Source organism: Hymenobacter sp. HDW8 (assembly GCF_011305775.1).
Classification (GTDB): Bacteria; Bacteroidota; Bacteroidia; order Cytophagales; family Hymenobacteraceae; genus Hymenobacter; species Hymenobacter radiodurans.
This window is the reverse complement of sequence record NZ_CP049907.1, coordinates 3,843,974-3,868,035: the sequence shown is the minus strand read 5'-3', so window position 1 is coordinate 3,868,035 and position 24,062 is coordinate 3,843,974. Positions and strand designations below refer to the sequence as shown.

Genomic DNA, 24,062 nt, shown 5'->3' with positions numbered 1-24,062 from the left:
GAAAGAAGTTAGCAGGAGTAAAAAGGGCTTAAAAACCGTTTAAACAGTCCAAGGCCGAGAAATTATCCGTAAGTTCGCGGTCAACTTCGGTTTGTGCCTCCCCGTCCCGGGCTGCCAAACCAGCTACCTAAGCAGTGCGAAAACCGGGTGCCCTGGGTCAGCCAAAACGACTACAGCCCCACTCGCTATTGCTTCCTGAAAGGGACAAAAGTAGGGCTAATTCCGCTCGTTTTCAACGTTACGACCACACCAGCAGAGCCGATGCTCAAGGATTATTCGATTAGACTTTTGCTGCTACTGCTGGCCATCACGGGTCTGATCATTTCGTCGTCTTCTCCGATAGACAAGGATGTGCGGCCTATGTCGCCGGCCGAGCAGAATTGGGTGGATAGCGTGTATAGCTCCCTTACCCCTGACCAGCGCTTGGGGCAGTTGTTTATGGTGGCCGCCTACTCCAACAAGGATCGCAAGCATGTGCTCCAGATTGAGGACTTGGTGCGTAATTACCATATTGGGGGGCTAATGTTCTTGCAGGGCGGCCCACGTCGTCAAGCTGCGCTTACCAACCGTTACCAAAAGCTGGCTAAGCTGCCCTTGCTCATTGCGATGGACGCTGAATGGGGCCTCGACATGCGCCTCGACAGTTCCATGCATTTCGCCAAAGCTATGACGCTTGGCGCTATGGACGACGACCAGTATGTGTACCAGATGGGCCGCGAAATCGCGCTCAACATGAAAGCCCTTGGCGTGCATGTAAGCTTTTCGCCCGTTATCGACGTCAACTCCAACCCTGCTAACCCTGTTATTGGTAACCGTTCCTTTGGCGAAGACAAAGAGCAGGTTTCCAAACGCGGTGTGGCGTATATCCGGGGCTTGCAGGACCACGGCATTATTGCCGTAGCCAAGCACTTCCCCGGCCACGGCGACACCGATACGGACTCCCATGTGGCGCTACCGGTGGTGAATACCGATATGGCTCGCCTGACCAACGTTGACCTGTTCCCTTTTCAACAGTCCTTTGATGCGGGCGTGATGGGCGTGATGGTGGCCCACTTATACATGCCGCTCTTCGACACTTTGCGCACTCAGACTACTACGCTGTCGCATAACTTGGTAACGGGTTTGCTCAAGGAGAAAATGGCCTATAAAGGGCTGGTTTTCACCGATGCGCTGAATATGAAGAGCGTTTCGAACCTGTATAAGCCCGGAGAATTAGATGCCTTGGCTTTGGCCGCGGGCAACGATGTGCTGCTCTTCTCAGAAGATGTGCCGGTTGCCCTGCAGAAAATTCGCGAAGCCATTGCGGGGGGCAAAATTCAACCCGCTGACCTAGAGTACAGAATACGTAAAATTCTGCGGGCCAAATACTGGGCGGGGCTTAACCGCTACCGCCCCGTTGAGCTAAGTAATCTGATGACTAGCCTCAATCGGCCGTTGAGCCGCATGGTGCAGCAACAGATTTATGAGCACGCGGTTACCGTCGTCAAGAATCAGGATAATCTTTTGCCCTTCAACCGGCTAGATACGCTACGCATCGCCTCAGTTACTATCGGTACCCCTGCCAGCGGCACGTACGCTACCATTATGAATAAGTATCAGGGTGGTACTGTCTATTCCGTACCCAACCGCTATGCCCCTGATTCCACTTACACGCGTATCTTATCGCGCCTCGGACCCTATAATACGGTGGTCGTCAGCCTGCATGGCATGAACAGTACGCCCGTGCATAAATACGGCATGGGTGATGGAGCCTTGAAATTTATTGAACAGCTACAAGCTAATCCGCGCGTAAAAACGGTAGTTGTTGCGATGGGCAATGCCTACTCGCTCAAGTTTTTGGAGTCGGCGCGCACCTTGGTTTGTGCTTACGAGGATAATTATCCTTCCCAGCTGGTGACGCCGCAGGTATTATTTGGGGCTTTGCCTGCTAAGGGGCGGCTGCCCGTCACGGTGTCGCCGACGCTCAAATTAGGTACTGGCCTGCCTACGCCAGATTTCCGCCGTTTGCGCTATGCAACCCCAGAAAGTGAAGGATTAGATTCTCGCATTTTAGCTCAAATCGATAACATCGCGCTCGAAACAGTAGCGTACGCAGCGGCCCCTGGCTGCCAGGTATTAGTGGCGAAAAATGGCGCCGTGCTATTTGATAAAAGCTACGGTTTTAACACCTACGACCGCACTCAGCCAGTAAACAACAGTACGCTTTACGACCTGGCCTCGGTGACCAAAGTAGCAGGTACACTACAGGCGGCCATGTACCTGAAAGATCAGGGTAAGCTCAGCCTCGACGAGAAGGTATCGACGTATCTGCCAGAGCTTCGCAGCACCAACAAAAAGGACATCATTGTGCGCGACCTGCTGTTGCATCAGGCTGGCCTGAAGGCAGGTATCCCAATGTGGGAGCGCACCGTGACTAAAACGGGTCTTAAGCCGACCTTTTATGCCAGCACCCGTTCCGCCGACTTCCCGAATGAAGTAGTGCCCGGTACTTATAGTGTCAAAACTGCCGACGATTCGGTGTGGGTGTGGACGATGCGCTCTGGTTTACTGCCTAAGATAAAAGGCAAATATCCGTTGGAGTACAGCGACCTGACTTTTGTAATCGTGAAGCGCTTGTGCGAAAAGCTGTTGCAACAGCCAATTGAGCAATTTCTGGCTAAGCAATTTTATCAGCCCTTGGGGCTGAATACTATGACTTATAATCCGCTACAGCGGTTTCCAAGTTCCTGCATCGCCCCTACGGAAAACGATACATACTACCGTCGCTCTCAGCTGCGGGGCTCGGTGCACGACCAAGGCGCAGCTATTGTGGGCGGCGTAGGCGGCCACGCAGGCTTGTTTGCCAATTCCAACGACTTGGCCATCCTCATGCAGATGAATCTGCAGAATGGCCGCTACGGTGGGCAGCGCTACTTTCAGTCACCTGTCGTGACGGAGTTTTCGCGCCCACAAATTGCCGGCAACCGTCGCGGGCTAGGCTGGGACCACGGTACTCCCGAAAAAGGCCCCGGTCAGGGCCCGACATCGAGCATGGCGCCACCAGCTACTTTCGGCCACACTGGCTTCACGGGCACATGCGTGTGGCTCGATCCTGAAAACAAAATTGTCTATATCTTTCTTTCTAATCGGGTGTACCCTGATGCGGGCAACAACAAATTGATTCAAAACAACGTCCGTACACGCATCCACGACGTTATTTATAAGTCTTTCATCAAAAGCATTTCCAAGACATGACCTGTTGTCCGTCGTTTTCACCAAGCTTCTGATCCGTATGTGGCGGTAAGACATCTACCTGATGGCTTACCGCCAATTTTTTTGCCCCCCATACAGAGCAACCTACAGCGTGTGCAATCGTTGAGAAACAACGTACCCGCATTCGGGCTAGCTATTTGGCTCGGGTCCGCTCCAAGATTGCTGGGGGGCTTTTTTAAGAAATTCCTCACCACGCCAGCGCTGATTGCCCTGCCATTCTCACCATTCACCAACCAATGACAGCCCACCTGAATTTTGGTGAAACCTCCCCTACCATGAACATCGGCATTGTTTGTTATCCCACCTTTGGAGGTTCCGGCGTAGTTGCTACGGAGCTAGGTAAAGCCCTGGCTCTCAAAGGGCACCGTGTCCACTTTATTACGTATAGCCAGCCCGTTCGCCTCGATTTTTTCAACGAGAACCTCTTCTATCATGAGGTGTATGTGCCGCCGTATCCGTTGTTCCAGTTTCCGCCATATGAACTGGCCTTAGCCAGCAAAATGGTGGACATTGTGCAGCACGAAAAACTTGATGTACTGCATGTGCACTATGCCATTCCGCACGCGTCGGCAGCCTATATGGCTAAGCAGATTTTGCGCACTAAAGGCATTCAGATTCCGATCATAACCACTCTGCACGGCACCGATATTACGCTGGTAGGCAAAGATGCCAGCTACGAGCCAGTGGTGACGTTCAGCATCAATCAGTCGGATGGTGTGACGGCGGTATCCGCCGATTTGCGGGCCGAGACGTACCAGTACTTTGCTATTGAAAAAGACATTGAAGTGATTCCGAACTTCATTAATCTGGAGCGTTTCAAGAAGCAGAACAAGTCCCACTTCAAGGCCGCCATTGCGCCGGAGGGCGAGAAGCTGCTCATTCATACGTCTAACTTCCGCTCCGTAAAACGCGTGGAAGACGTTGTTCGCATTTTTGCGGGCGTGCGCAAAGAAATTCCGGCCAAGCTCCTGCTCGTTGGCGATGGCCCCGATCGGCCGCGCATCGAAAAGCTCTGCCGCGAAACCGGCTACCTCAGCGACATTCGTTTCCTGGGCAAGCTAGAGGCTGTTGAAGAAGTACTCAGCATCAGCGACTTATTTCTGATGCCTTCTGAAAAGGAGAGTTTCGGCCTGGCAGCGTTGGAGGCAATGGCCTGCGAAGTGCCGGTTGTCAGTACCAACGCCGGAGGCATTCCGGAGCTGAATGTGGATGGCGTAACCGGTACTACTAGCGCTGTGGGTGATGTGGAGGAGATGGTGAAAAACGCTCTCTTTATCCTGGCCGATGAAAATCTACCACGGTTCAAAGCCGCAGCACGGGCGCGAGCGGAGGAATTTGCCGTGGAAAAGATTGTACCGCTGTACGAAGCCTGCTATCAGCGCGCTATCGACTCTCAACTAGCCGTGGTGTAGTTTACTAACTCACAAAAAAGCCCCCCATATATCTTCTGGGGGCTTTTTTGTGAGTTAGTAAACAGATTTAAAAAAGGCTTGCTGCTTCCCGCTTCACCACATTCAGGGCCCGAGCCGTAGGATCTACTTCTTCGGCAATTAAAGTTTCAAGGACGCGCTTGGCGAGTTCGGTACCACGGGCTTGCTGAGGGGCTGGCAGAGCATGGTATGATTTGTTGATCATCGTGAGCACATTCTCGCGGGCCTGCTTTACGTGGTCCCAAGCGTCGGGGCTCATGTAGAGCTGCTGGGAAAGGTTGTGCTCAAACTCAGCGCGAATCTCCTGAAGCAGTAAGCGGTGAAACTCAGGGGCCGTTTGCCCGGCGCTGCTGAGACGTACTAAGATATTATTGGGCGTAATTCGCTCAAGCAGCAGCGTTACGCGCTCGTAAGCTTGCAAACGAATGGGCAGCGTCTCTTTGCTGCTCTGCAAGCGCAGCTCAATCAGACGCCGCTGCTGTTCCTTCTCAAAATACTGCTTGATCAGCAGGAACACCGAGCCAGCCACAATAATGGCGGGCAGAATGATTTTGAGCAATTCAAAAATATAGGCAGTAGTATCCATGCGAGCGTATCAGGCCAAGTTTGGCGAAGTGTAAAGGATAAATGACTGTAAATGTTGACTGTAACCGCTAAGCAAATGGCGCGGTGTTTGGGCAAAGATAACCAGTGAACCGGAGCGGCCAACCGGCTGTTCTAACACTATACGAATCCTATAGTCTTCGTATCTTTGCACCAGTCTTCTCTTAACCACGAACTCATTATGGCAACGGCCGTTTCAACCAAAACTGCTCCCATCAGCCTCACCTCGCGGGCTTTGGTAGAAGTCAGAAATATTATTGAAGAAAAGAAAGTGCCCACTGAATACGGTTTGCGCATCGGTGTGCAGGGCGGCGGCTGCTCGGGCATGAGCTATCTGCTCGGCTTCGACAAAGCAAAAGACAACGATGAAGTGTACGACCTTGACGGTCTGCGCCTTATCATGGACAAGAAGCACGCGATGTACGTGCTAGGCATGGAGGTAGACTTCCAGGATGGCCTGAACGCTCGGGGCTTTGTTTTCAATAACCCACAGGCTAAAAGCACCTGCGGCTGCGGCTCGTCGTTTTCAGCTTAAGAAACGAATAGCTTCGCTTTTATCGTAAAGCCTTGCTTACATTCTGTAGGCAAGGCTTTTTGTTTGTCCTTATGCTGTTAAAAGCCGCGTAATCAGCAGGATCATTTCTTCAAAATAATGTCCCGGCGACCCGTCCAGCCTTTTGCTGTTCGCTTTAACTCGACTACACCGGTACCACCCACCGCCACCGACGGTATTGATGCAATGTACTTCGGTGTTACCAACGGGTCGTCTTTAAACACAAAGTCGGTAATATAATAAGGCTGACGGCCCCCTGGCTCCTGAATAACGGCGTGAATATGAGCGGGATCCGTGCGGCTTGGGTATGATGCCGGCCGGACGGAGCTAATGGTGTACCGGCCCTGCTTGTCTGACTTTGCCCAGTCATGCAAGTGCCCATGCCACTTCTGAACACCTCTTTCACCGCCTTTTTTGGTGTAACGGCCCGTGTGGTCAGTTTGATACGCGTAGAGGATTACGCCCGCATACGGACTTTTGCCATCGGCCTGTAGCAACGTACCAGTAATTAGTAATGGGTCGCCTAGTTCGTTGGGCCCGCCCATCCTTAGGGTAGAGCTTAATAAAGCGGGCATATTCACGAAACAGCACGCAATAGCGGTATCGGGGCCGTCGCAGGTATCTGCTGTGGTAATAGAGTGGTTATTACCTTCGAAAGCTTGGACACTACTTTGCGACTTACTGTCGCTACACGCACCAATCAGCAGACCAAAACTACTGAGCAACACACTGAGCAGGCATTCGCACACTTTCATAACTCTGACCAGCTAGAGATTTGCTTCTGAGTTACTTAAATTACGTTTTTGCTAGCACTCTTCTATTAACTAGAGCCTGTTAATACGTCTTGGTCATATCGGCTGGCACAACGAGCACGAAGTCGGCTTTGCGCAGGTGCTCTTTCTCCAGCTTCTCCAGTTGCTCCTGCGACACCGTGGAAATAGTACGAATGCGCAGCTTAGGCTCCGCTTGGCGCAAATACCAGTTGATTCCGTCATAGTTATCGGAGTGGTAACTACCATTGAGGTGGAGCAACAGTTGGCCGGGCTGCCGGTTTTTCAGAATAAAATGCGCCATGGTGGCGTCTTTCAAGGCTTGGGCCTGAATGATGTTTTGGGCCGCCGTGCCGCCATGAGCAGCGTCGCCAAACATCTTAGCCATGTTGGCATAGCCGGGCAGCGCATAATCGACGGTGATAGGCAGCGGTGCGAGCCATTCCTTCTCATTGGGGGGCAAATTCTCGAGCGCATCCAGGCTGCCTTTCGCTACTTGAGAAGCATATCGCCGAGGCACGTTGGTACCTACAACACGTAGCTTATTTTGACGCGCCAACTGAAGCAAGGGCTTATAATCGGTAGTATAGTTAGGCCAAGGCCGGCTCTGCTCTTCGAAGGCTTTGTCGTCCAACTCGCCGGTGTTGTATTGCTCCACGAGCGGCTGCACGTCGCGCTCAAACATCTCCAATCCTAACACCAGCTGACCCGCTTTGCGCTGGGCTAAGTCACGGGCTACTTGCAATTGGAGCCAGTGCGCGATGGGGTCGTTGTGCTGCTCGCCAAAAAGCACAACATCAGCTTCGGCTAGCTCATTGAGCATCTTATCGTAGCTGGCCGATTTGCCGGCGGTAGTATACAGGCGATAAGCGGGACGTTCGCCGGTGCGGAAGCTGAGGAGGCTAAGCAAAATTGGTAGGAAGAGAAAGCGGCGCATAAGTAAAGTTGGTGGAATAGAATAGGAAGTCGACAAGCGGGCCTCTTGTTCCTGTAAAGCGCAAAAAGCCCCGTCATGGTTGCTTAGAGCAAATGACGGGGCTTTTGTACCAAGCACAACCGCTACTCTGCAAGTTGCACAGTGCGGGGGCTTTTTTGGAAGATTTAGCCTTTATAGAACATCCAGCGCGACAGCTCTTTGTAGGTTACCTTCTTGCCATACAGCAGAATACCCACGCGGTAGATGCGGGCAGCTATCCAGATAGTGGCCACAAAGCCAACCACTAGCAGCGCCATAGAAAGCAGCAACTGCCCTGCTGTAACACCACCGAAGGGAATGCGAATAACCATGGCAATAGGCGACGTGAATGGAATCATCGACATCCAATAAGCTATAGGCCCATTCGGATCCCGAATCATCACGCTTTGCGCTACAATGAATGTCAGAATGAGCGGCATGGTGATGGGCAGCATAAACTGCTGTGTGTCTGTCTCATTATCAACGGCGGCGCCAATAGCCCCGAATAAAGCACCATAGAGCAAATAGCCCCCCAGGAAATAAAACAGGAAACTACCAATGATAAGTGGCAAATTCAGGTTAGAAAACCCTTCCATAGCTGACTTATACACTACAGCTGTCTTGTCTTCGGTTTCTTTAGGAGTGGCTCCAGCCGACTGAGCTACGGTTTCTAGCTGCTGCGTCCGCGAAGCGGCTACTGTATCCAGTCCCGTAGCGGCCGAAACGCCGGTAATAACGATGCTCGACAGCGCTACCCACAGCAATAACTGGGTGAGACCCACGGCAGCAATACCGATTACCTTGCCCATCATCAGTTGAAACGGCTTCACCGACGACATAATGACCTCTACAATACGGCTGGTTTTCTCCTCAATTACCCCACGCATAATTTGGACGCCGTAGAGGAAAATGAACAAGTAAATGAGGAATGCCATGAAATAAGCTACCCCTGATGTCACCATCGAATTGCTCGATTTTTCGCCTTCATCGCTTAGGTTCACTGTGTCCACATCCACATCGGCCTTTAGGTTATCTAGCACTTCCTGGTCAATACCCGACTTCTGCAGGCGGGCCGCCTCTACCTGACGATCCACCATCCGCTCGATGCTCGTTTGAAGCGAAAGACTCAGATTTTCGCGTCCAAACAACTTGATACCTGTTGGGTTGGCCAAGTCGAAAGGCGGAACGTAGAGCAATGCTGAATTCTTGCTTTTCTTGAATTCGGCTTTGGCCGTTTCCAGATCAGTAGGTGCGTGCACGTAGCGAATGCTGCTCTTTTGATCTTCAGGCAACTTGCCACTAAAAAGCCCCCCCGCGTCGGCTACAGTTACAATTTTCTTGTCATCCGATGACATCTGCATCAGAAATATCGGCACCACAAACAGGGCTGACATGAGCAGCGGCCCCACAAAAGTCATGATGATGAAGCTCTTTTTGCGCACCCGCGTGATGTATTCACGCTGCACGATAAGCCAGATTTTATCCATTGGTTTTGATAATTGAATACTGATTAGGAGACACTATATGAGCACGTTGAGACTGTTGCCTCAGACGTTCTCTTCCACCAATGACTCTGGCATCGTCTCACGCACGCGACGAATGAAGATTTCATTGATGCTCGGAATCTGCTCACGGAAAGCATGTATTTCTACTTGGCCAATGAGGTAGCGTAGCAAGTCGTTGGGCGTCACGCCTTCGTGGAGGCGAATACGGTCGTAGAAGTAGCCGTTTTCGCGCTCTCTGTGCTCCAGCACCTCAAAATCGGGGTGAATAACCATCAGGCGGCCTTTGCCCTCCACTTCGTAAGTGTTCGTCTTGAACGTATCCTTAATCTTGCCCACAGGACCATCAAGCACCTTGCGTGAGCGGTTAATTAAGGCAATAGAATCGCACATTTCCTCCACCGATTCCATGCGGTGAGTAGAGAAAATGATGGTGGCGCCCTTTTCGCGCAGCTCCATAATTTCGTCTTTAATCAGATTAGCATTAATCGGGTCGAAGCCTGAGAACGGCTCGTCGAGGATAATCAGGCTGGGCTCGTGCAGCACCGTGGCGATAAACTGCACCTTCTGCTGCATGCCCTTCGATAAGTCCTCCACGTTTTTACCTACCCAGGTACGTAGGTCGAAGCGGTCGATCCAGGCTTTAATGCGCTGGGTAGCATCAGCCTTGCTCAGACCTTTTAGCTGGGCCAGATAAAGCAGCTGCTCCCCTATTTTCATCTTCTTATACAGCCCGCGCTCCTCTGGCAAATACCCGATCTGGGCAATATGGCTGGGATTCAGCCGCTCACCTCGAAACCGAATTTCGCCCGAGTCAGCACCGGTAATCTGAGTGATGATGCGGATAAGAGAGGTTTTGCCTGCTCCGTTTGGGCCCAGCAAACCGAAGATGCTGCGCTCGGGAATGTCGAGGCTGACGCCGCTCAGGGCCACGTGCGCATCGTAGGCTTTGTGCACGTCAATTGCTTGTAGAATGTTGCTCACGGCTGGAAGTAAGGTTTGTCGACATTAAATGTATTCATTTATAGCAATGCTTCTGTTTTGCTGCTGCTTTAGGGGGGCAAATTTTCACTCGGCCTGCAACTCATGCAGGTATCCTTCGAGCCGGTCGAGGTGCTGGCCGTAGAGCTTGTGCAGGTACCATTTAGTGAATTTGATCATCAACCAATACAGAATGGCGCCCGTGAGAAACATGATCACCATCATCGATCCGATGCCCCAGACTAGCTTTCCACCATCGTACTTCAGCGTAAGCCGAAATGCCTGGTAAGATGTGGTTGCTATAAGGGCAGCGATGGTAACCCAGAGCGAAAGGCGCAGATAGATGGCAAGCAGACCACGCAAACCCGTAATTAACGCCTGCAAATGTCCTCGTACGTCCTTGTCAACGTGATCCATCCGGCTCAGCAGTTTGAACTTGCGGTAATAGTAATAGAGAAAGGCCACCGACAGCAACTCGAAAGTCAGCAGATAGCCCTTGATGAACTGGTTGTCGAAATAATCGATACCAAATGGCAAGGCAATAATTACATACACGATAGACCCGACTTCCCACCAAGCGTTGCGGCGCAGCCGCGTCACTACGCTGTCTGATTTACGCGCTACTATGCGCGCCACGCTCTGCTCGCTGAGCGGCGCTGGCTCCGCGGTAGTCTGGCGGTTCCACATCTGACGGAGTTCATTTAATTCCATTGCTCTGAGCGACTGAAAATCTTGCGTAGTTTTTCTTGGATGCGGTGCATTTTGACGCGCACATTATTCTGCGTAATCCCGAGAATGTCGGCCATTTCCTCATAAGTGTGCTCTTCTAGGTATAGCAGCACAAAAGCCTTTTCCACTTCCGACAGCCGCTCAATAGCACTGTAAAGCGCGGTAGTTTCCGCTGAATCGGTGCCGAGGTCGGGTGCCTGGGCTACTTCTATTATCTGCGGGTTGAGGCGGTCGGGAGCCGGTTTGCGGGTGCGCTGGCGCAAATCCGACACGGCCACGTTTAGCCCAATACGATACATCCAAGTGCTGATTTTTGCCCCCCGCGGCTCGTAGCGCGGGTAGGCTCGCCATAGTTGCAGTACGATTTCCTGAAACAGATCCTGCTGGTCATCGGCGTCGGGGCAATACAGCCGACAGATTCGCCGGAGCATTGCCTGATGCGCATTGATGAGCGTCAGAAATTCAGCAGTATTGGGATCGGGAGCCAAGAGCGAGGAAACAGCCAAGATACACTACATATATCGCGGCTATTATCGACGAATTACAGCGCCCGCGAAAAATATTTCGCGGCTTCAAAGACATCCTCTTTTCGGTGCTTTTTATCAAAGCGCAGAATGTTACCCTGGCTTTCCTCAACTAAAAAAGCCCCCAATAGATATCTGGGGGGCTTTTTTACAAATGACTTAACTCTGCAAAAGCGAGCTCACGCTATGCTTATTGAAAGTACTCCTTCACTTTCTCGAAGAAGCCTTTCTCATTCTTGCCCGGATTGGGCGTAAAGTTTTGCGAGTCGCGCAGCTTCTCCAGCAGCTCACGCTCCTGGCTGTTCACCACCTTGGGCGTCCACACGTTGATGTGAATCAACTGGTCGCCGCGACCGTAGCCGTTCAGGTCCTTAATACCTTTGCCACGCAAACGTAGGATCTTGCCGGGCTGAGTGCCGGGATCAACCTTGATTTTGACTTTGCCTTCAATAGTCGGAACCTCGATGCTCGCGCCTAAAGCCGCATCCACGAATGAGATGTACTGGTCGAACATGATGTTGTTGCCATCACGCTTTAGCAATTCGTGCGGCTCCTCCTCAATCTGAATGAGTAAGTCGCCGGGCACACCGCCGCGCTCAGGGTAGTTGCCTTTGCCGTTCATACTCAGCTGCATGCCCTCCGCTACACCAGCCGGAATATTGATCGGAATGATTTCTTCCTGTAGCTGGCGACCATCACCGTGGCAAACGTCGCACTTGCTGGTTACTACTTTGCCTTCGCCGTTACAGGTAGGGCAGGTTGAGCTGCTCACCATCTGGCCCAGCATGGTATTCACCACGCGCTTCACCTGGCCTTGGCCGTGGCAAGTGCCACAATCCTTCAGATCAGTACCGTTCTTAGCGCCTGTGCCCGAGCAGGTGTTGCACGCCACGTAGCGCTTCACCTTGATTTTCTTCTCAATGCCGTTGGCAACTTCCTCCAGATCCAGCTTCAGCTTGATGCGCAAGTTGGAGCCTTTCTTCATCCGGCGTCCGCCACCAGAACGGCCACCACCAAAGAAACCCTCGAAGCCGCCGCCACCAAAGATGTCGCCGAACTGCGAGAAGATATCTTCCATGTTCGGGCCGCTGCCGTTGCCGCCCACACCTTGATGGCCAAAGCGGTCGTAGCGGGCGCGCTTCTGCTCATCCGACAATACCTCATAAGCCTCAGCAGCTTCCTTAAACTTGTCTTCGGCCGTCGGGTCGTCGGGGTTTTTGTCGGGGTGAAACTTGATAGCTACCTTACGATAAGCCTTCTTGATCTCGTCTCCCGTCGCGGTTTTGGCTACATCCAACACCTCGTAATAATCACGCTTCTGCGCCATAATCTTTAATCTGTGCGTCGTTTATTGGCCCAGCACCACTTTGGCGTGGCGGATTACTTTATCACCCAAATAATAGCCCTTCTCTACTTCATCTACCACCTTACCCTTCAACTCCTCACTCGGAGCCGGAATCTGGGTAATAGCCTCGTGCAAGTCCGGGTCAAAGTCGCCGCCTTTGGTCTCCATAGCAGTCAAACCCTTCTGCTGAAGCGTTTTGACTAGCTTGTTGTAGATAATATCTACGCTCTCCCGAACCACTTGCACGTCTTCCGACGATTGGGTGTGGGTACGAGCGCGCTCAAAATCGTCAAGCACGGGCAGCAAAACGGCCATTAGCTCCTGATTAGCTGATTTGAACAGGTCAGAGCGCTCCTTGGCAGTGCGACGCTTGTAGTTATCAAACTCAGCCGCTAAGCGCAAGTATTTGTCTTTTAACTCTGCAAGTTCAGTCTCTGTTCTGTTTACTTCAGACTGGGGGGCTTTTTCAGTTTCAGCAGTTACTGTTGCCTCACCATCAGCCATTTCGCCAGCTACGTGGTCGGGGTCAACGGTCAAGTTGTCGTCCTGCAGTACGTTTTTATCGTCAGCCATTTTATCGAATATGCGTCGAAACGGGTTTTTCACTTCATTTTAGCCGATTGGCAAGAAGTGGGAACAATGAGTTTGCCAAAGGCACTAGGGCTGCCATAGTGGCACTGAAACTTCGGAACAGCTGTGTTTAGTTCAGGAAGCGTAAGTGGTTGATACTAAGACGCCAGAATTATGCTACTACCTCAGTTTACTTCGCGTTCAGTTCCTGCCAAATCATATCCTTCAATCGCTGGATATTCTTATTGGCTAGGCTGGAAATAAATACGCTGGGCAAATCTGTGGGGAGTGTAGCCCGAATCTCAGCTTCCAACTCGTCGTCAATCAAATCGGCTTTGGTGATGGCCAATACGCGGCGCTTTTCCAGCAGGTCGGGGTTAAACTGGGCCAACTCATTGAGCAGCACCTGATACTCGGCGGCAATGTCGTCGCTGTCCACCGAAATCATGAATAGCAACATGGAGTTGCGCTCGATGTGCTTCAGAAAGCGCGTGCCTAAGCCTCGCCCTTCAGCAGCTCCTTCAATGATACCCGGAATATCAGCCATCACGAAGGACTTGTAGTCGCGGTAAGCTACTACGCCCAGGTTAGGCACCAAAGTCGTGAAAGCGTAATCGGCAATTTTGGGCTTTGCCGCCGATACAACGGAGAGCAACGTGCTTTTACCAGCATTCGGAAATCCGACCAAGCCTACGTCGGCCAGCAGCTTTAGCTCCAGTACCACCCATTCCTCAATACCAGGCTCACCGGGTTGAGCATAGGTGGGAGCTTGGTTGGTAGCCGATTTAAAATGGTCGTTGCCGAGACCACCACGCCCGCCAGGCGTGAGGATAATGCGCTGGCCATGCTCTGTGATTTCAACTTTCTTTTCGCCGGTTTCCGCATCGCGGGCAATCGTACCAAGTGGAACTTGCAGAATTACGTCTTCGCCCTGGGCACCGCTGCGCAGGCTTTCGGCGCCGCCTTGGCCGTGGCCGGCAATCACGTGCTTCTGGTATTGCAGGTGCAATAAGGTCCAGAGCTGGGAGTTGCCTTCCAAAATAATATGGCCCCCACGACCACCGTCGCCGCCATCGGGGCCGCCGTTCGGCAGCCCTTTGGCCCGAAAGAAGTGAGAAGAGCCCGCTCCGCCCTTGCCCGAACGGCAGCAGACTTTAACGTAGTCGATGAAATTATTGGAAGCCACTGGTAGAAATGCTGAATGAGGAAATTGACAGATGATCTGCCTAAAAAACGTCTGTCATCCTAAGGAACGAAGGACCTTATCATATTGAACCGACTTGTTCAACAGATAAGGTCCTTCGTTCCTTAGGATGACAGGTGAAAGCGGTTATGACCGCAAAGTTACGCTTTTACTTCGTCAGCAGCCTGCTGCCCATCAGACAGCGATGGCGCCGCCTGCTTCTGGTCAATAATATCGCAGATTTGGGTAAATATTTCTTCGATAGCACCAATGCCATTAAGAGCGTGAAACTTCTGCTGCTCAGCGTAATAACCAGCCACTTGAGCGGTTTCGGTATTGTACACGTTTACGCGGCGGCGGATTTTGGCTTCGTCTTGGTCGTCAGGGCGGCCGCTGGTTTTACCGCGCTCTAGCAGGCGCTTCACCAGTTCCTCTTCCGCTACTTCCAGAGCAATCATGCACGACACGCCGGTGTCGTAGCGCACCATCAGCTCATCGAGGCTTTGGGCCTGTGGTACAGTACGCGGAAAGCCATCGAAGATAAAGCCCGCAGCTTCAGTGTTGTTAGCTAGTTGGCTCTCAATCATGCCAATTACCACTTCATCAGGCACCAACAGGCCTTCATCCATCAGTTTTTTGGCGCGCAGACCTAGTTCGGTGCCTTGCGTGATTTGGGAGCGAAGCAGGTCGCCGGTCGAGAGGTGTACCAGATTATAACGGGCAATTAACTTCTGACTTTGCGTTCCTTTGCCGGCACCGGGCGGGCCGAAGAGCACGATATTGAGCATAGAGCGAGGATTTTCGCAGGGGAAAGAAAAGACGGTGTTTGGGAAAGATAGCGAATCGATACTAAAGTGCCCCATACGGCAGGCCGCAAAAGTAGGCTGAACCCGCCAGATTACAACGCCTTGTACAGATCAGGGTAATTTCGGCCTAAGCCATCATAATCAAGGCCATAGCCTACCACAAAATCATTTGCAATACTAAGAGCTGGGTAACGAATATCCAGCTTGTGCAGCAGGCAATCGGGCTTGATTAGCAAACAGGCGACCTCCAACGAAGCCGGGTTTTTGCCCCCCAGCGTATCGAGCAAGGCCCGAATGGTGTGGCCAGTATCCACGATATCCTCCAGCACAACTATATGCCGGCCTTGTACGTCTTCGCGTAGCCCCATTAGCTCTTTCACTGCTCCCGTGCTGCTCGTGCCTTCATAGGAAGCCATCTTGACGAAAGAAATTTCGCAGTCGATTGTCAGCTCTTTCAACAAATCGGACGCAAACATGAACGAGCCATTGAGCACAGCCACAAATAGTGGAGTCTTGGTGGCGTAATCCGCAGTAAGGCGGGCGGCCAACTCTCGCACGGCGTCTGCCAGTTGCTCTGCTGTGAGGTAAGGGACAAACTGCTTGTTATGCAGAGAGATAACGGGTTGAGGCATACCGGGCAAGGTTGAAAACCGGACGAAGGGATGGCCAAAGGTAGGACAAAAAAAAGCAGCCTCTTCCGTATGAAGAGGCTGCTTTCCGGACTTTGATCAACTGAAGTCGAGTGCTATGAACCGTTAAGAGAGTAAAAATCGGCTCATCTACAACTTGGTTTTCAGCAAGCTACCTACTGCGCTTAACCTATTTCTGTGTGCGCTGTGGCAGCACGTAAGTCGTTTTGGTAGCAGCAACGGACGCATCAGTAAACGCTGCTTTGGGCTCTATCACCCGCTCCAAAGACTTCACTCCTACCGGCGCCACACCTTCGCGCACCGTATCATCGGTAACGGCAATGTGGGGGGCAATTACCAGCGACACGATGCTCATCAACTTGATCAAAATGTTCATGGAAGGGCCCGACGTGTCTTTGAAAGGATCACCTACGGTATCGCCAGTTACAGAAGCCTTATGCGCATCCGATCCCTTAAATTCCATTTTGCCATTCACCATTACGCCCTTCTCAAACGATTTCTTGGCGTTGTCCCAGGCACCACCAGCGTTACTCTGGAACATTGCCATCAGCACACCCGATACCGTTACGCCGGCCAATAAGCCCCCAGTACCTGTGGTCCGAAAGCAAAGCCAACAATGATGGGAACGATAAGCGCAATAGCGCCTGGCAGCATCATCTCACGTATAGCAGCTTGGGTAGAAATGGCCACGCACTTCTCATACTCGGGCCGACCGGTACCTTCCATGATGCCCGGAATCTCGCGGAACTGCCGACGCACTTCCTGCACCATAGCCATGGCCGCCCTACCTACCGCCGAAATTGCCAGCGCTGAGAAGATAAATGGAATCATCGCGCCAACAAACAGGCCAGCCAGCACGCGGGCATTACTAATGTCGATACTTGTGATGTTTGCCGTGCCCATGAAGGCAGCAAACAACGCCAGCGACGTAAGCGCCGCCGAAGCAATAGCGAAGCCTTTACCCGTAGCGGCCGTAGTGTTGCCTACCGCATCCAGAATGTCGGTACGCTCCCGCACTTCCTTAGGCAGCTCACTCATTTCGGCAATACCACCTGCGTTATCCGCAATAGGTCCGAAGGCGTCAATAGCCAACTGCATGGCCGTAGTTGCCATCATGCCCGCTGCTGCTATAGCTACGCCATATAGACCGGCAAATTCGAAGCTGAGGACAATACCGGCCGCCAATACTAGAATAGGCAGTACTGTTGACTCCATGCCTACTGCCAAGCCCCCAATTACGGTAGTGGCGTGGCCAGTGCTGCTTTGCTGCACAATGCTCATCACCGGCCGCTTACCCATAGCGGTATAGTATTCCGTGATGATACTCATCAGCGTACCTACCACCAAGCCTACTAGGATAGCATAGAACACGTCCATAGCGCTAAAAGGAATTGACCCTGGACGGTTGATAACCAACTCGCCAGCCGGCAGCATCCAACGCACCAGAAAGTACGACGAAACCGCCGTAAGCACCACTGAAACATAGTTGCCGAAGTTTAGCGCACCCTGCACGTTGCCGCCTTCTTTCACTCGTACCGTCAGTATACCCAACAGCGACGAGATGATGCCAATACCGGCAATCACCATTGGTAGCAGGATGGGCGACAGGCCATTGAACTGGTCATTGGTAGCGGCGACCTCGCGGCCCAGCACCATGGTAGCCAAAATGGTAGCCACATAAGAACCAAATAAGTCGGCGCCCATACCAGCTACATCGCCCACGTTATCGCCTACGTTATCGGCAATGGTAGCGGGGTTGCGGGGGTCATCTTCCGGAATGCCGGCCTCAACTTTGCCCACCAAATCGGCTCCTACGTCGGCAGCTTTGGTATAAATACCACCACCTACACGAGCAAACAGCGCGATGCTCTCTGCTCCCAATGAAAAGCCGGTGAGTACTTCCAGCGCCGTTTCCATCTCGATACCGTTGGCACCGGCACCTTTGCTCAGCACGAACATATTGTAGAAAACAATAAACAGTGAGCCCAGCCCCAACACGGCCAAGCCAGCTACACCCATGCCCATTACCGAACCTCCCGAAAAAGACACGTTCAATGCTTTGGCTAGACTAGTGCGAGCTGCCTGCGCCGTACGAACGTTGGCTTTGGTGGCAATCTTCATCCCAATAAAGCCCGCCAGCGCCGAAAATACAGCGCCAATCAGGAAGGCAATCACAATAACAGGGCTCGACTTTTCGCCTGTGGTGCCCAAGTAGCCCAGAAAGGCGCAGGCAATGAGCGCGAACAAAGCCAGCACTTTGTATTCAGCTTTCAGAAACGCAATAGCGCCATCGGCGATATAGCCAGCAATCGTGCGCATGCGTTCGTCGCCGGCATCCTGCCGGGCCACCCAGCCCGAGCGCAACCACGTGTATAACAGGGCCAACACGCCTAGCGCGGGAGCTACGTAAAGAATTTCCATCATAGAAGCGGAGGTGAGAAGTAAGCGTTTAGGTTTAAGATTGAGGAATGAACGAAGGTTTTGGGTTGGTAAAATAGAGTTTATTACCTAATCCTCAAGTTCTCAGCCCGCAAAAGTGAGCCGCAACACTTCCTTATATTTTACAATCAACTCTCCGTTGTTACCTGTTTTATTGACTCACACAAACGCCACCACGTAAAAAAGCCCCCCAAACTAGTCTGGGGGCTTTTTGATTACCAGTGATTAGCTTAAGTGCTACAGTTCCCGCATGAGCACTTGGTACAGCGCCAGCATACTAGCAATATCACGCTTGTCTACTATTTCGTCGGGTGAGTGCACATTGTCTTCGGGTGCTCCTATAAAGCACCAATCCCAAGGCTGAGCGCTGTGCTGTAATTCCTTAGCATCAGAGCCGCCGCTGCCCTCCACTTCCAACTGGTGGGGAATGCCTGCAACTTTTGCAATTCGGCGAATGCGCTCCACGTATGAGCGGCGCGGAATCAGTGAGTCACGAAGAGAAATAGCAACCCCCTGACCAGCATGTACGCCCTCCGTTACCCAGGTGATGTCCGAAATCAACGCCTGCCGCACCCCATACTTCTCATAGATGTGCTTGGCCAGATAAGCTACAGAGCCGCCACCATGCTCTTCCCAACAGCTAAACACCAGAATACCATGCTCCAGCGTTTCGGCCAGCCGCAGAGCATTCCACACGCCCAACCGATTATCGAGGTAGCATGACTGCACAGTATCGGCCGTTTCACGAAAGTCGCAGGCAAAGGTTAGTTCGGTGCCTCGCTCAATGTCGCGAGTGAACTCATAGCTTAGTTCACCCGTTTCGTCGTCTACGACGAGTGTACAGGCAATGTCACCTTGCGCATCGCGGCCCACCAGCCGATAGCCTGTTTCAGCTTGTGGCCCACCAATCCGTACCAGCTGACGTCCGTACCGAACTGTAAATCCAATACTGTCAAGATGAGCAAATACCGCTGTCCGAGGCTTTCCAAATACTAGCACAATGCAATCCTGCCACTCTTCACCTCGTATTACTGTTGGTTGCACACGCCAACTCGCCTGATTTTCGTTAATGTAGTGTAATAAGAATTCTGTCAGAGGAGCTTCGTTGCCTGCTGGTGCTGAAATCTCACACAAGGTTTTAAGCAAATGCATATGCAGTGGGTTGTTTGTCCAAAACTAGGATAAAAGCCATACTTTAGCCCTCTTGTCAGCCGTATAGCCTCCGAACTTAGCTTAGCCGACGATTGCAGTAGTATATCCCATGATCCGACAACTTCGATTTATTCTGTTACTACTTTTTCTGGCGACCGGTGTTCAGGCCCAAAAAAAGGATAGCACTCGCACTCCGCCCCCCATCCGCACGATCGAAGTAGAAAATGTAGATGTTCTGCCGACAGCTAATACGAAAGGCTGGCTGCTGCTGGACAAAGACATCCAGACTGAGCTAGATGGCGCCGTACAGAACCTGTACAACTTCAAGTATGATAAGGCGGAGAAACAGTTTCGGTCGTTGCGCCGGCGCTATCCTGAACATCCAATGCCGTATTTCCTGCTAGGCTTAAGCACCTGGTGGAAAATTGTGCCCACCAACGTTCAGACAAAGCAGTACGACAAGCTGTTTTTCGCTTACATGGACACGGCTATTACTTACGGCGAGAAGCTCTACAAAGCCGATAAGAAGAACTATGAAGCCTGTTTTTTTCTCTCCGCTGCTTACGGCTTCGATGCTCGCTTGAATGCGGAGCGGGCCAACTGGCGCAAAGCCACGGTAAGCAGCCGACGCGCTCTTGAGTACCTAGAGAAAAGCAAGGAAGCAAATGGTCTAAGCCCAGAGTTTCTATTTGGACAAGCACTATTCAACTACTACGCTGTCTGGATTTCGGAAGAATATCCGCTTTTGCGACCCGTGCTTTTGTTCTTTCCCAAAGGCAACAGAGAACTAGGTTTACAGCAGCTCAAAAACGTAGCTGACAACGGCTTTTATACTGGTATCGAGGCGAAGTTTTTCTTGATGCGCATCCTCAATAATGAGGAGAATAAACCAGCTGCATCCATGCCCGTTGCTCGCTTTTTAGCCAGCAACTATCCTGACAATGGATATTTCCAACGCTTCTATTCCCTATTATGCTTCAATGAGGGTGATTTCCGGGAGTGTGAACGAATAAGTCGCGACATATTGGACAAACTTAACCGTGGTATGCCTGGCTATGAAGGTATTAGTGGTCGTTACGCCACTTATTTTCTAGGCTGGCTGATGCAGAACAAGTATAAGGACCTCGAGAAGGCTCAAGACTACTACCAGCGGTGTATCGTATTCGCGGAAAGCACGGACGAGACCAGTGGTGGCTTTTACGTTTATGCCAACTTCAACTTGGCTCGCATAGCTGCCAAAACTCCTGATGTAGCCGCTGCGCGTCGTTATTACGAAGTCGTGCGAGACAAAGCCGACCATAAATCGGAGCAGTATCGTGAAGCGAAAGCGTATCTCAAGAAAAATAAAATTTAGCCTCCTGGCTAGGACCGAAAGATGGAGCTAAAAGATCTTTTTCTAACACCGCTTTATTTAGGCATTTTCTATGCCTTCGCATTTGCGTTGCGCCCACGCTTCACTAATGTTTTAACAAAAAAATATTTTATTCCGGCTCTGTCGCTCAAATTTCTTGGCGCAATTGCATTAGGCCTTATTTATCAATTTTATTATGATGGGGGTGATACCTATAATTATTTTTATCACTCCACGATTATGCATGAAGCATTCGATAAATCGTGGGCAACTGGTATCAAGCTATTAACTTCTGATGGTGTTAAATCCTCTGATATCGCCAACTATACGTCACGCATGTACTGGTTTGAGCCAGGTTCAAGCGAGATGGTTATCGTCCGTATAGCTACGGTGATAGGTATGTTATGCTTTAATACATATACAGTGGTCGCGTTAATCTTTGCTATTATAAGCTTTAGCGGGATGTGGGCAATGTTCCTGACCTTTATGAAGATCAGACCGCAGGTATACAAGCAATTAGCGATCGTTGTATTTTTTATTCCTTCTGTCTTTTTCTGGGGATCCGGATTAATGAAGGACTCTCTGTGTATAGGTGCGTTGGGTTGGATTTTTTACACCTTTTATGAGGGTGCTATCGAGAAAAAGAATCTTGTTCGCAATTTAATATTGGGGGGCTTAGCTGCGTATTTTTTATCTATCACCAAAGTTTATATTCTTTTATCTTTTTTGCCCCCCGCCGTACTGTGGGTGTTCAATGAGAATAGTCAGCGCATTCGTAATCAGCTAATCCGAATACTGGCAAAACCTATTCTTCTAAGTATGGGTGCAGTCATCGCAGTATATGCAATGACGAACCTCACAAAAGGGGACGAGAAATATGACTTAGATAAAATTGGGGAACGCAGTAAAATAACCTCGGACTACTTATATGAAGTATCAGTAAAACAGGATGGCTCTGCTTATTCATTAGGCGAGCAGGATGGAAGTCTTGGTGGAATGGTGAAGCTAGTACCACAAGCAATTGTCGTATCTCTATTCAGACCTTTTTTGTGGGAAGCACGCAATCCTGTAATGCTGCTTTCTGCTTTAGAGGCTACTTTCTTTTTGATCTTTACCCTCCGGATGCTTTTTAATATAGGGCCACGGCGGTTTTTGAATTATATAGTACGTACGCCAGTATTAAGCTTATGTATTGTTTTTGCATTAATATTTGGAGCGTCTGTTGGCATTATCTCTTATAATTTTGGGACGCTCGTTCGCTACAAAATCCCGTTGATTCCGTTTTACTTGGCAGCGCTTTATATTATGCAGAGTTTAAGTCAGCAGCCTAGCAAACCAAAAATACGTCGCAGAATTCCACCTACTCAGCGTCGTTTAGCAACTGTTTCTTGAGGTTTATTACAAATCAAGCAACGGCTTTAATAATACTGCTAAACGCTGGTGCTTGGTTTGAGGCAGCTATTTGGTGCCATTAAGCTGACGGTAGCGCAAATATTCTGATAGCGTAGGGTGCGACCATAGCCGCGATTCGCCAGTGGGGGGCTTTTTTAATTGAATATTGCCATGAAGTGCGTCGCGCACAGCTTGCTTCAGCAAGGGAAGTCCAGCGGCCAACTGTAATAAAGGATAGGTTATAAAATTATCCTCTGGTGTAGGCTCTATTAACGCTTGGGCGATAATAGCTCCAGTGTCAATGCCTGGATCAACTAAGTGGACGGATACGCCGCAATGGGCGCGGTCATTCTGGGTCAGTGCCCAATACCCCCCATGCACGCCCCGATAAAGCGGCGTGATACCAGCATGTGTATTTATAAATGGACACGGAACGCTGGTGAGCACTTTCTTACTGATAATACGCGTACCATTCACCACGATTACATCTGGTTGTGATTCTTGGAGAGCGGCTATGCACTCCGCGGAATTTACGGAGGGAACGTGCAGCACACGGTCATTAGGAACTGGTCGGTTATCAAGCTTTGCCTGAAGGCGAATGTTTTTTAAGCGTAGCTGTGAAGCCCTCCCTAGGGGTACAGCTACCAGCAACTTAAAAAGTATCTGGCCTGCTACTGTGGCATACCCGAGCTTTTGGGTTCGCCGCTTTAGCAACTGCTGCTGACTGATGGGAGTCTCGATAATGACACGGTGCACGCCAAACTCCTCATCAAGGGCGTGGAACAGAATATCTGTTGACTCACCTGGGCCAGCCAGCAATACGATTTTTTTGCCTGTAGCTACAGCACTCATGCGACGATAGTAGGATGTGAAACCCGAGCTTGCAACAACTCTGCTACATCGGCCATTGTCTGGCTTTCAAAACCGAATGCAGTATGCAGTGCCTGATAGTGATCAGCAATTCGGCGTAGTACAGCCATATTTTGCGAAAGATTCACCCCGAAATTATGCGGGTGCCACCACAAGTGAAACACAAGCCCCTGCTGTGCGGCATGGGTCATATCATTCAAGATGCGATTTAGCCGCAACTGCTCCAAGGCCTCTAGGCGCGCAGACCAAGGACGCAGAAAGCGGCTAGCGGGAATATTATAAGGATAGCTTTTGGCGATATCCGCTAGCGCATAACAGTTGTGACCTGATATATTAAGATAGGCATCCAACAGTCGAGCACCGCGCTTATAATAGCTTTGTTCCTCTTCTGTGCGCTCTTTGTAAATCCAGGAAGCTTCGTTACCACGATAACTTGTGATTCCTAGTTCAGCACAAATAGGCAGGTAAGCCGGATTGGCTTGGTTGCGTGGAAATACCAGACTACGCATCTCCATTCCTTGAGCGCGCGCTACCTGAATAGCTGCTTCTAGGTCGGCTCGAAATTCTTCGGCTGTTTGGCCTCGTTCCAGACAGTAATAATGACAGAAGGTATGCGTGGCCATCTCTTGGCCGGGCGTCTGGCGAATCTGGGCTATTAAGGAGCTACCAAAATGATATGGATCCGTCGTCTCATCGTCGCCTACTTCATCAAGAGCCAGATAAGGTGACAAATTAGAATCAGCATATTGAGGCCGAACGGTGGGCAGGTTTTCCAGGAGCGTTTTCTTATTCTCAAAAAACAGTAAGCCAACTGTAGCCCAAGTCACTCGCAGGCTATGGTCTTCGAAGAGAGACAGCAGAGCGGGTACTACTTGCCGAACGCCCCGCAGGTTGGCTCCATACTGCGCCAAGGTCTGCTGGTCGCGCACGCCCCAATTGATTTCAAAATCGAGCGAAATGACGAATCTTCCCGGCTCTTTTGACTGTTTTTCCATGATCTACTCC

General features: G+C 51.0%; 20 protein-coding genes and 1 pseudogene. 5 read left to right on the top strand and 16 right to left on the bottom strand.

What is annotated here, in order from left to right; translation table 11 throughout:
• Positions 1 to 93 precede the first annotated feature (93 nt).
• Both G7064_RS16550 and bshA read left to right on the top strand, forming a co-directional pair.
• Positions 94 to 3,234: a glycoside hydrolase family 3 N-terminal domain-containing protein gene (locus tag G7064_RS16550; protein ID WP_240935548.1), complete on the top strand. Its 3,141-nt coding sequence runs from the start codon at positions 94 to 96 to the stop codon at positions 3,232 to 3,234.
• A gap of 293 nt (positions 3,235 to 3,527) precedes the next feature.
• Complete coding sequence (gene bshA, locus G7064_RS16545) at positions 3,528 to 4,664, top strand: N-acetyl-alpha-D-glucosaminyl L-malate synthase BshA (protein WP_205703564.1); 1,137 nt, start codon at positions 3,528 to 3,530, stop codon at positions 4,662 to 4,664.
• Between the two features lie 67 nt (positions 4,665 to 4,731).
• Here bshA and G7064_RS16540 read toward each other — a convergent pair whose 3' ends face one another.
• Positions 4,732 to 5,268, bottom strand: a complete 537-nt coding sequence (locus G7064_RS16540; RefSeq protein WP_133273785.1) for a hypothetical protein — start codon at positions 5,266 to 5,268, stop codon at positions 4,732 to 4,734.
• A 198-nt stretch (positions 5,269 to 5,466) separates the two neighbouring features.
• Here G7064_RS16540 and G7064_RS16535 point away from each other — a divergent pair, with 198 nt between their 5' ends.
• Positions 5,467 to 5,820 carry a HesB/IscA family protein gene (locus tag G7064_RS16535; RefSeq protein ID WP_084444422.1) on the top strand — a complete coding sequence of 118 codons (354 nt, stop codon included), beginning with the start codon at positions 5,467 to 5,469 and terminating at the stop codon, positions 5,818 to 5,820.
• Positions 5,821 to 5,921: 101 nt separating this feature from the next.
• On the opposite strand, the gene G7064_RS16530 is transcribed toward G7064_RS16535, so the two are convergent.
• From G7064_RS16530 to G7064_RS16470, 13 genes and pseudogenes are all read right to left on the bottom strand, one after another.
• Positions 5,922 to 6,413, bottom strand: coding sequence for an intradiol ring-cleavage dioxygenase (locus G7064_RS16530; RefSeq protein ID WP_166074451.1), 492 nt, complete (start codon positions 6,411 to 6,413; stop codon positions 5,922 to 5,924).
• Positions 6,414 to 6,672: 259 nt separating this feature from the next.
• Complete coding sequence (locus tag G7064_RS16525) at positions 6,673 to 7,545, bottom strand: ChaN family lipoprotein (RefSeq protein ID WP_166074450.1); 873 nt, start codon at positions 7,543 to 7,545, stop codon at positions 6,673 to 6,675.
• Positions 7,546 to 7,709: 164 nt separating this feature from the next.
• Positions 7,710 to 9,050: an ABC transporter permease gene (locus G7064_RS16520; protein WP_166074449.1), complete on the bottom strand. Its 1,341-nt coding sequence runs from the start codon at positions 9,048 to 9,050 to the stop codon at positions 7,710 to 7,712.
• 60 nt (positions 9,051 to 9,110) lie between these two features.
• The gene (locus G7064_RS16515; protein WP_166074448.1) at positions 9,111 to 10,049 is read right to left on the bottom strand and encodes an ABC transporter ATP-binding protein; all 939 of its coding nucleotides are present in this window, start codon (positions 10,047 to 10,049) and stop codon (positions 9,111 to 9,113) included.
• An 84-nt stretch (positions 10,050 to 10,133) separates the two neighbouring features.
• Entirely contained in the window at positions 10,134 to 10,757 is a 624-nt protein-coding gene (locus tag G7064_RS16510; RefSeq protein WP_166074447.1) for a hypothetical protein, read from the bottom strand.
• On the bottom strand, positions 10,748 to 11,281 hold the full coding sequence (locus tag G7064_RS16505) for an RNA polymerase sigma factor (protein ID WP_240935547.1): 534 nt from the start codon (positions 11,279 to 11,281) through the stop codon (positions 10,748 to 10,750). The genes G7064_RS16510 and G7064_RS16505 overlap by 10 nt, the downstream gene beginning before the upstream one ends.
• A gap of 208 nt (positions 11,282 to 11,489) precedes the next feature.
• Positions 11,490 to 12,626: a molecular chaperone DnaJ gene (gene dnaJ / locus G7064_RS16500; RefSeq protein WP_133273790.1), complete on the bottom strand. Its 1,137-nt coding sequence runs from the start codon at positions 12,624 to 12,626 to the stop codon at positions 11,490 to 11,492.
• 21 nt (positions 12,627 to 12,647) lie between these two features.
• Positions 12,648 to 13,217, bottom strand: coding sequence for a nucleotide exchange factor GrpE (locus G7064_RS16495; RefSeq protein ID WP_166074446.1), 570 nt, complete (start codon positions 13,215 to 13,217; stop codon positions 12,648 to 12,650).
• A 187-nt stretch (positions 13,218 to 13,404) separates the two neighbouring features.
• The gene (gene obgE / locus G7064_RS16490; RefSeq protein WP_166074445.1) at positions 13,405 to 14,400 is read right to left on the bottom strand and encodes a GTPase ObgE; all 996 of its coding nucleotides are present in this window, start codon (positions 14,398 to 14,400) and stop codon (positions 13,405 to 13,407) included.
• A gap of 158 nt (positions 14,401 to 14,558) precedes the next feature.
• Positions 14,559 to 15,185 (bottom strand): adenylate kinase, encoded by a 627-nt coding sequence (locus G7064_RS16485; RefSeq protein WP_166074444.1) that lies wholly within the window; start codon positions 15,183 to 15,185, stop codon positions 14,559 to 14,561.
• A 110-nt stretch (positions 15,186 to 15,295) separates the two neighbouring features.
• Entirely contained in the window at positions 15,296 to 15,835 is a 540-nt protein-coding gene (locus tag G7064_RS16480; RefSeq protein ID WP_166074443.1) for a phosphoribosyltransferase, read from the bottom strand.
• Positions 15,836 to 16,022: 187 nt separating this feature from the next.
• A pseudogene (locus G7064_RS16475) lies at positions 16,023 to 18,274 on the bottom strand (sodium-translocating pyrophosphatase).
• Between the two features lie 255 nt (positions 18,275 to 18,529).
• Positions 18,530 to 19,444, bottom strand: coding sequence for a M20/M25/M40 family metallo-hydrolase (locus G7064_RS16470; RefSeq protein WP_166074442.1), 915 nt, complete (start codon positions 19,442 to 19,444; stop codon positions 18,530 to 18,532).
• A 109-nt stretch (positions 19,445 to 19,553) separates the two neighbouring features.
• Here G7064_RS16470 and G7064_RS16465 point away from each other — a divergent pair, with 109 nt between their 5' ends.
• Both G7064_RS16465 and G7064_RS16460 read left to right on the top strand, forming a co-directional pair.
• Complete coding sequence (locus tag G7064_RS16465; RefSeq protein WP_240935546.1) at positions 19,554 to 20,798, top strand: tetratricopeptide repeat protein; 1,245 nt, start codon at positions 19,554 to 19,556, stop codon at positions 20,796 to 20,798.
• Positions 20,799 to 20,819: 21 nt separating this feature from the next.
• Complete coding sequence (locus tag G7064_RS16460; protein ID WP_166074441.1) at positions 20,820 to 22,187, top strand: hypothetical protein; 1,368 nt, start codon at positions 20,820 to 20,822, stop codon at positions 22,185 to 22,187.
• Positions 22,188 to 22,253: 66 nt separating this feature from the next.
• Here the strand turns inward: G7064_RS16460 and G7064_RS16455 are convergent, their stop codons facing one another.
• Both G7064_RS16455 and G7064_RS16450 read right to left on the bottom strand, forming a co-directional pair.
• Positions 22,254 to 23,039, bottom strand: a complete 786-nt coding sequence (locus G7064_RS16455; protein WP_166074440.1) for a formyltransferase family protein — start codon at positions 23,037 to 23,039, stop codon at positions 22,254 to 22,256.
• Positions 23,036 to 24,052 carry a polysaccharide deacetylase family protein gene (locus G7064_RS16450; RefSeq protein WP_166074439.1) on the bottom strand — a complete coding sequence of 339 codons (1,017 nt, stop codon included), beginning with the start codon at positions 24,050 to 24,052 and terminating at the stop codon, positions 23,036 to 23,038. The genes G7064_RS16455 and G7064_RS16450 overlap by 4 nt, the downstream gene beginning before the upstream one ends.
• Positions 24,053 to 24,062: the final 10 nt, after the last annotated feature.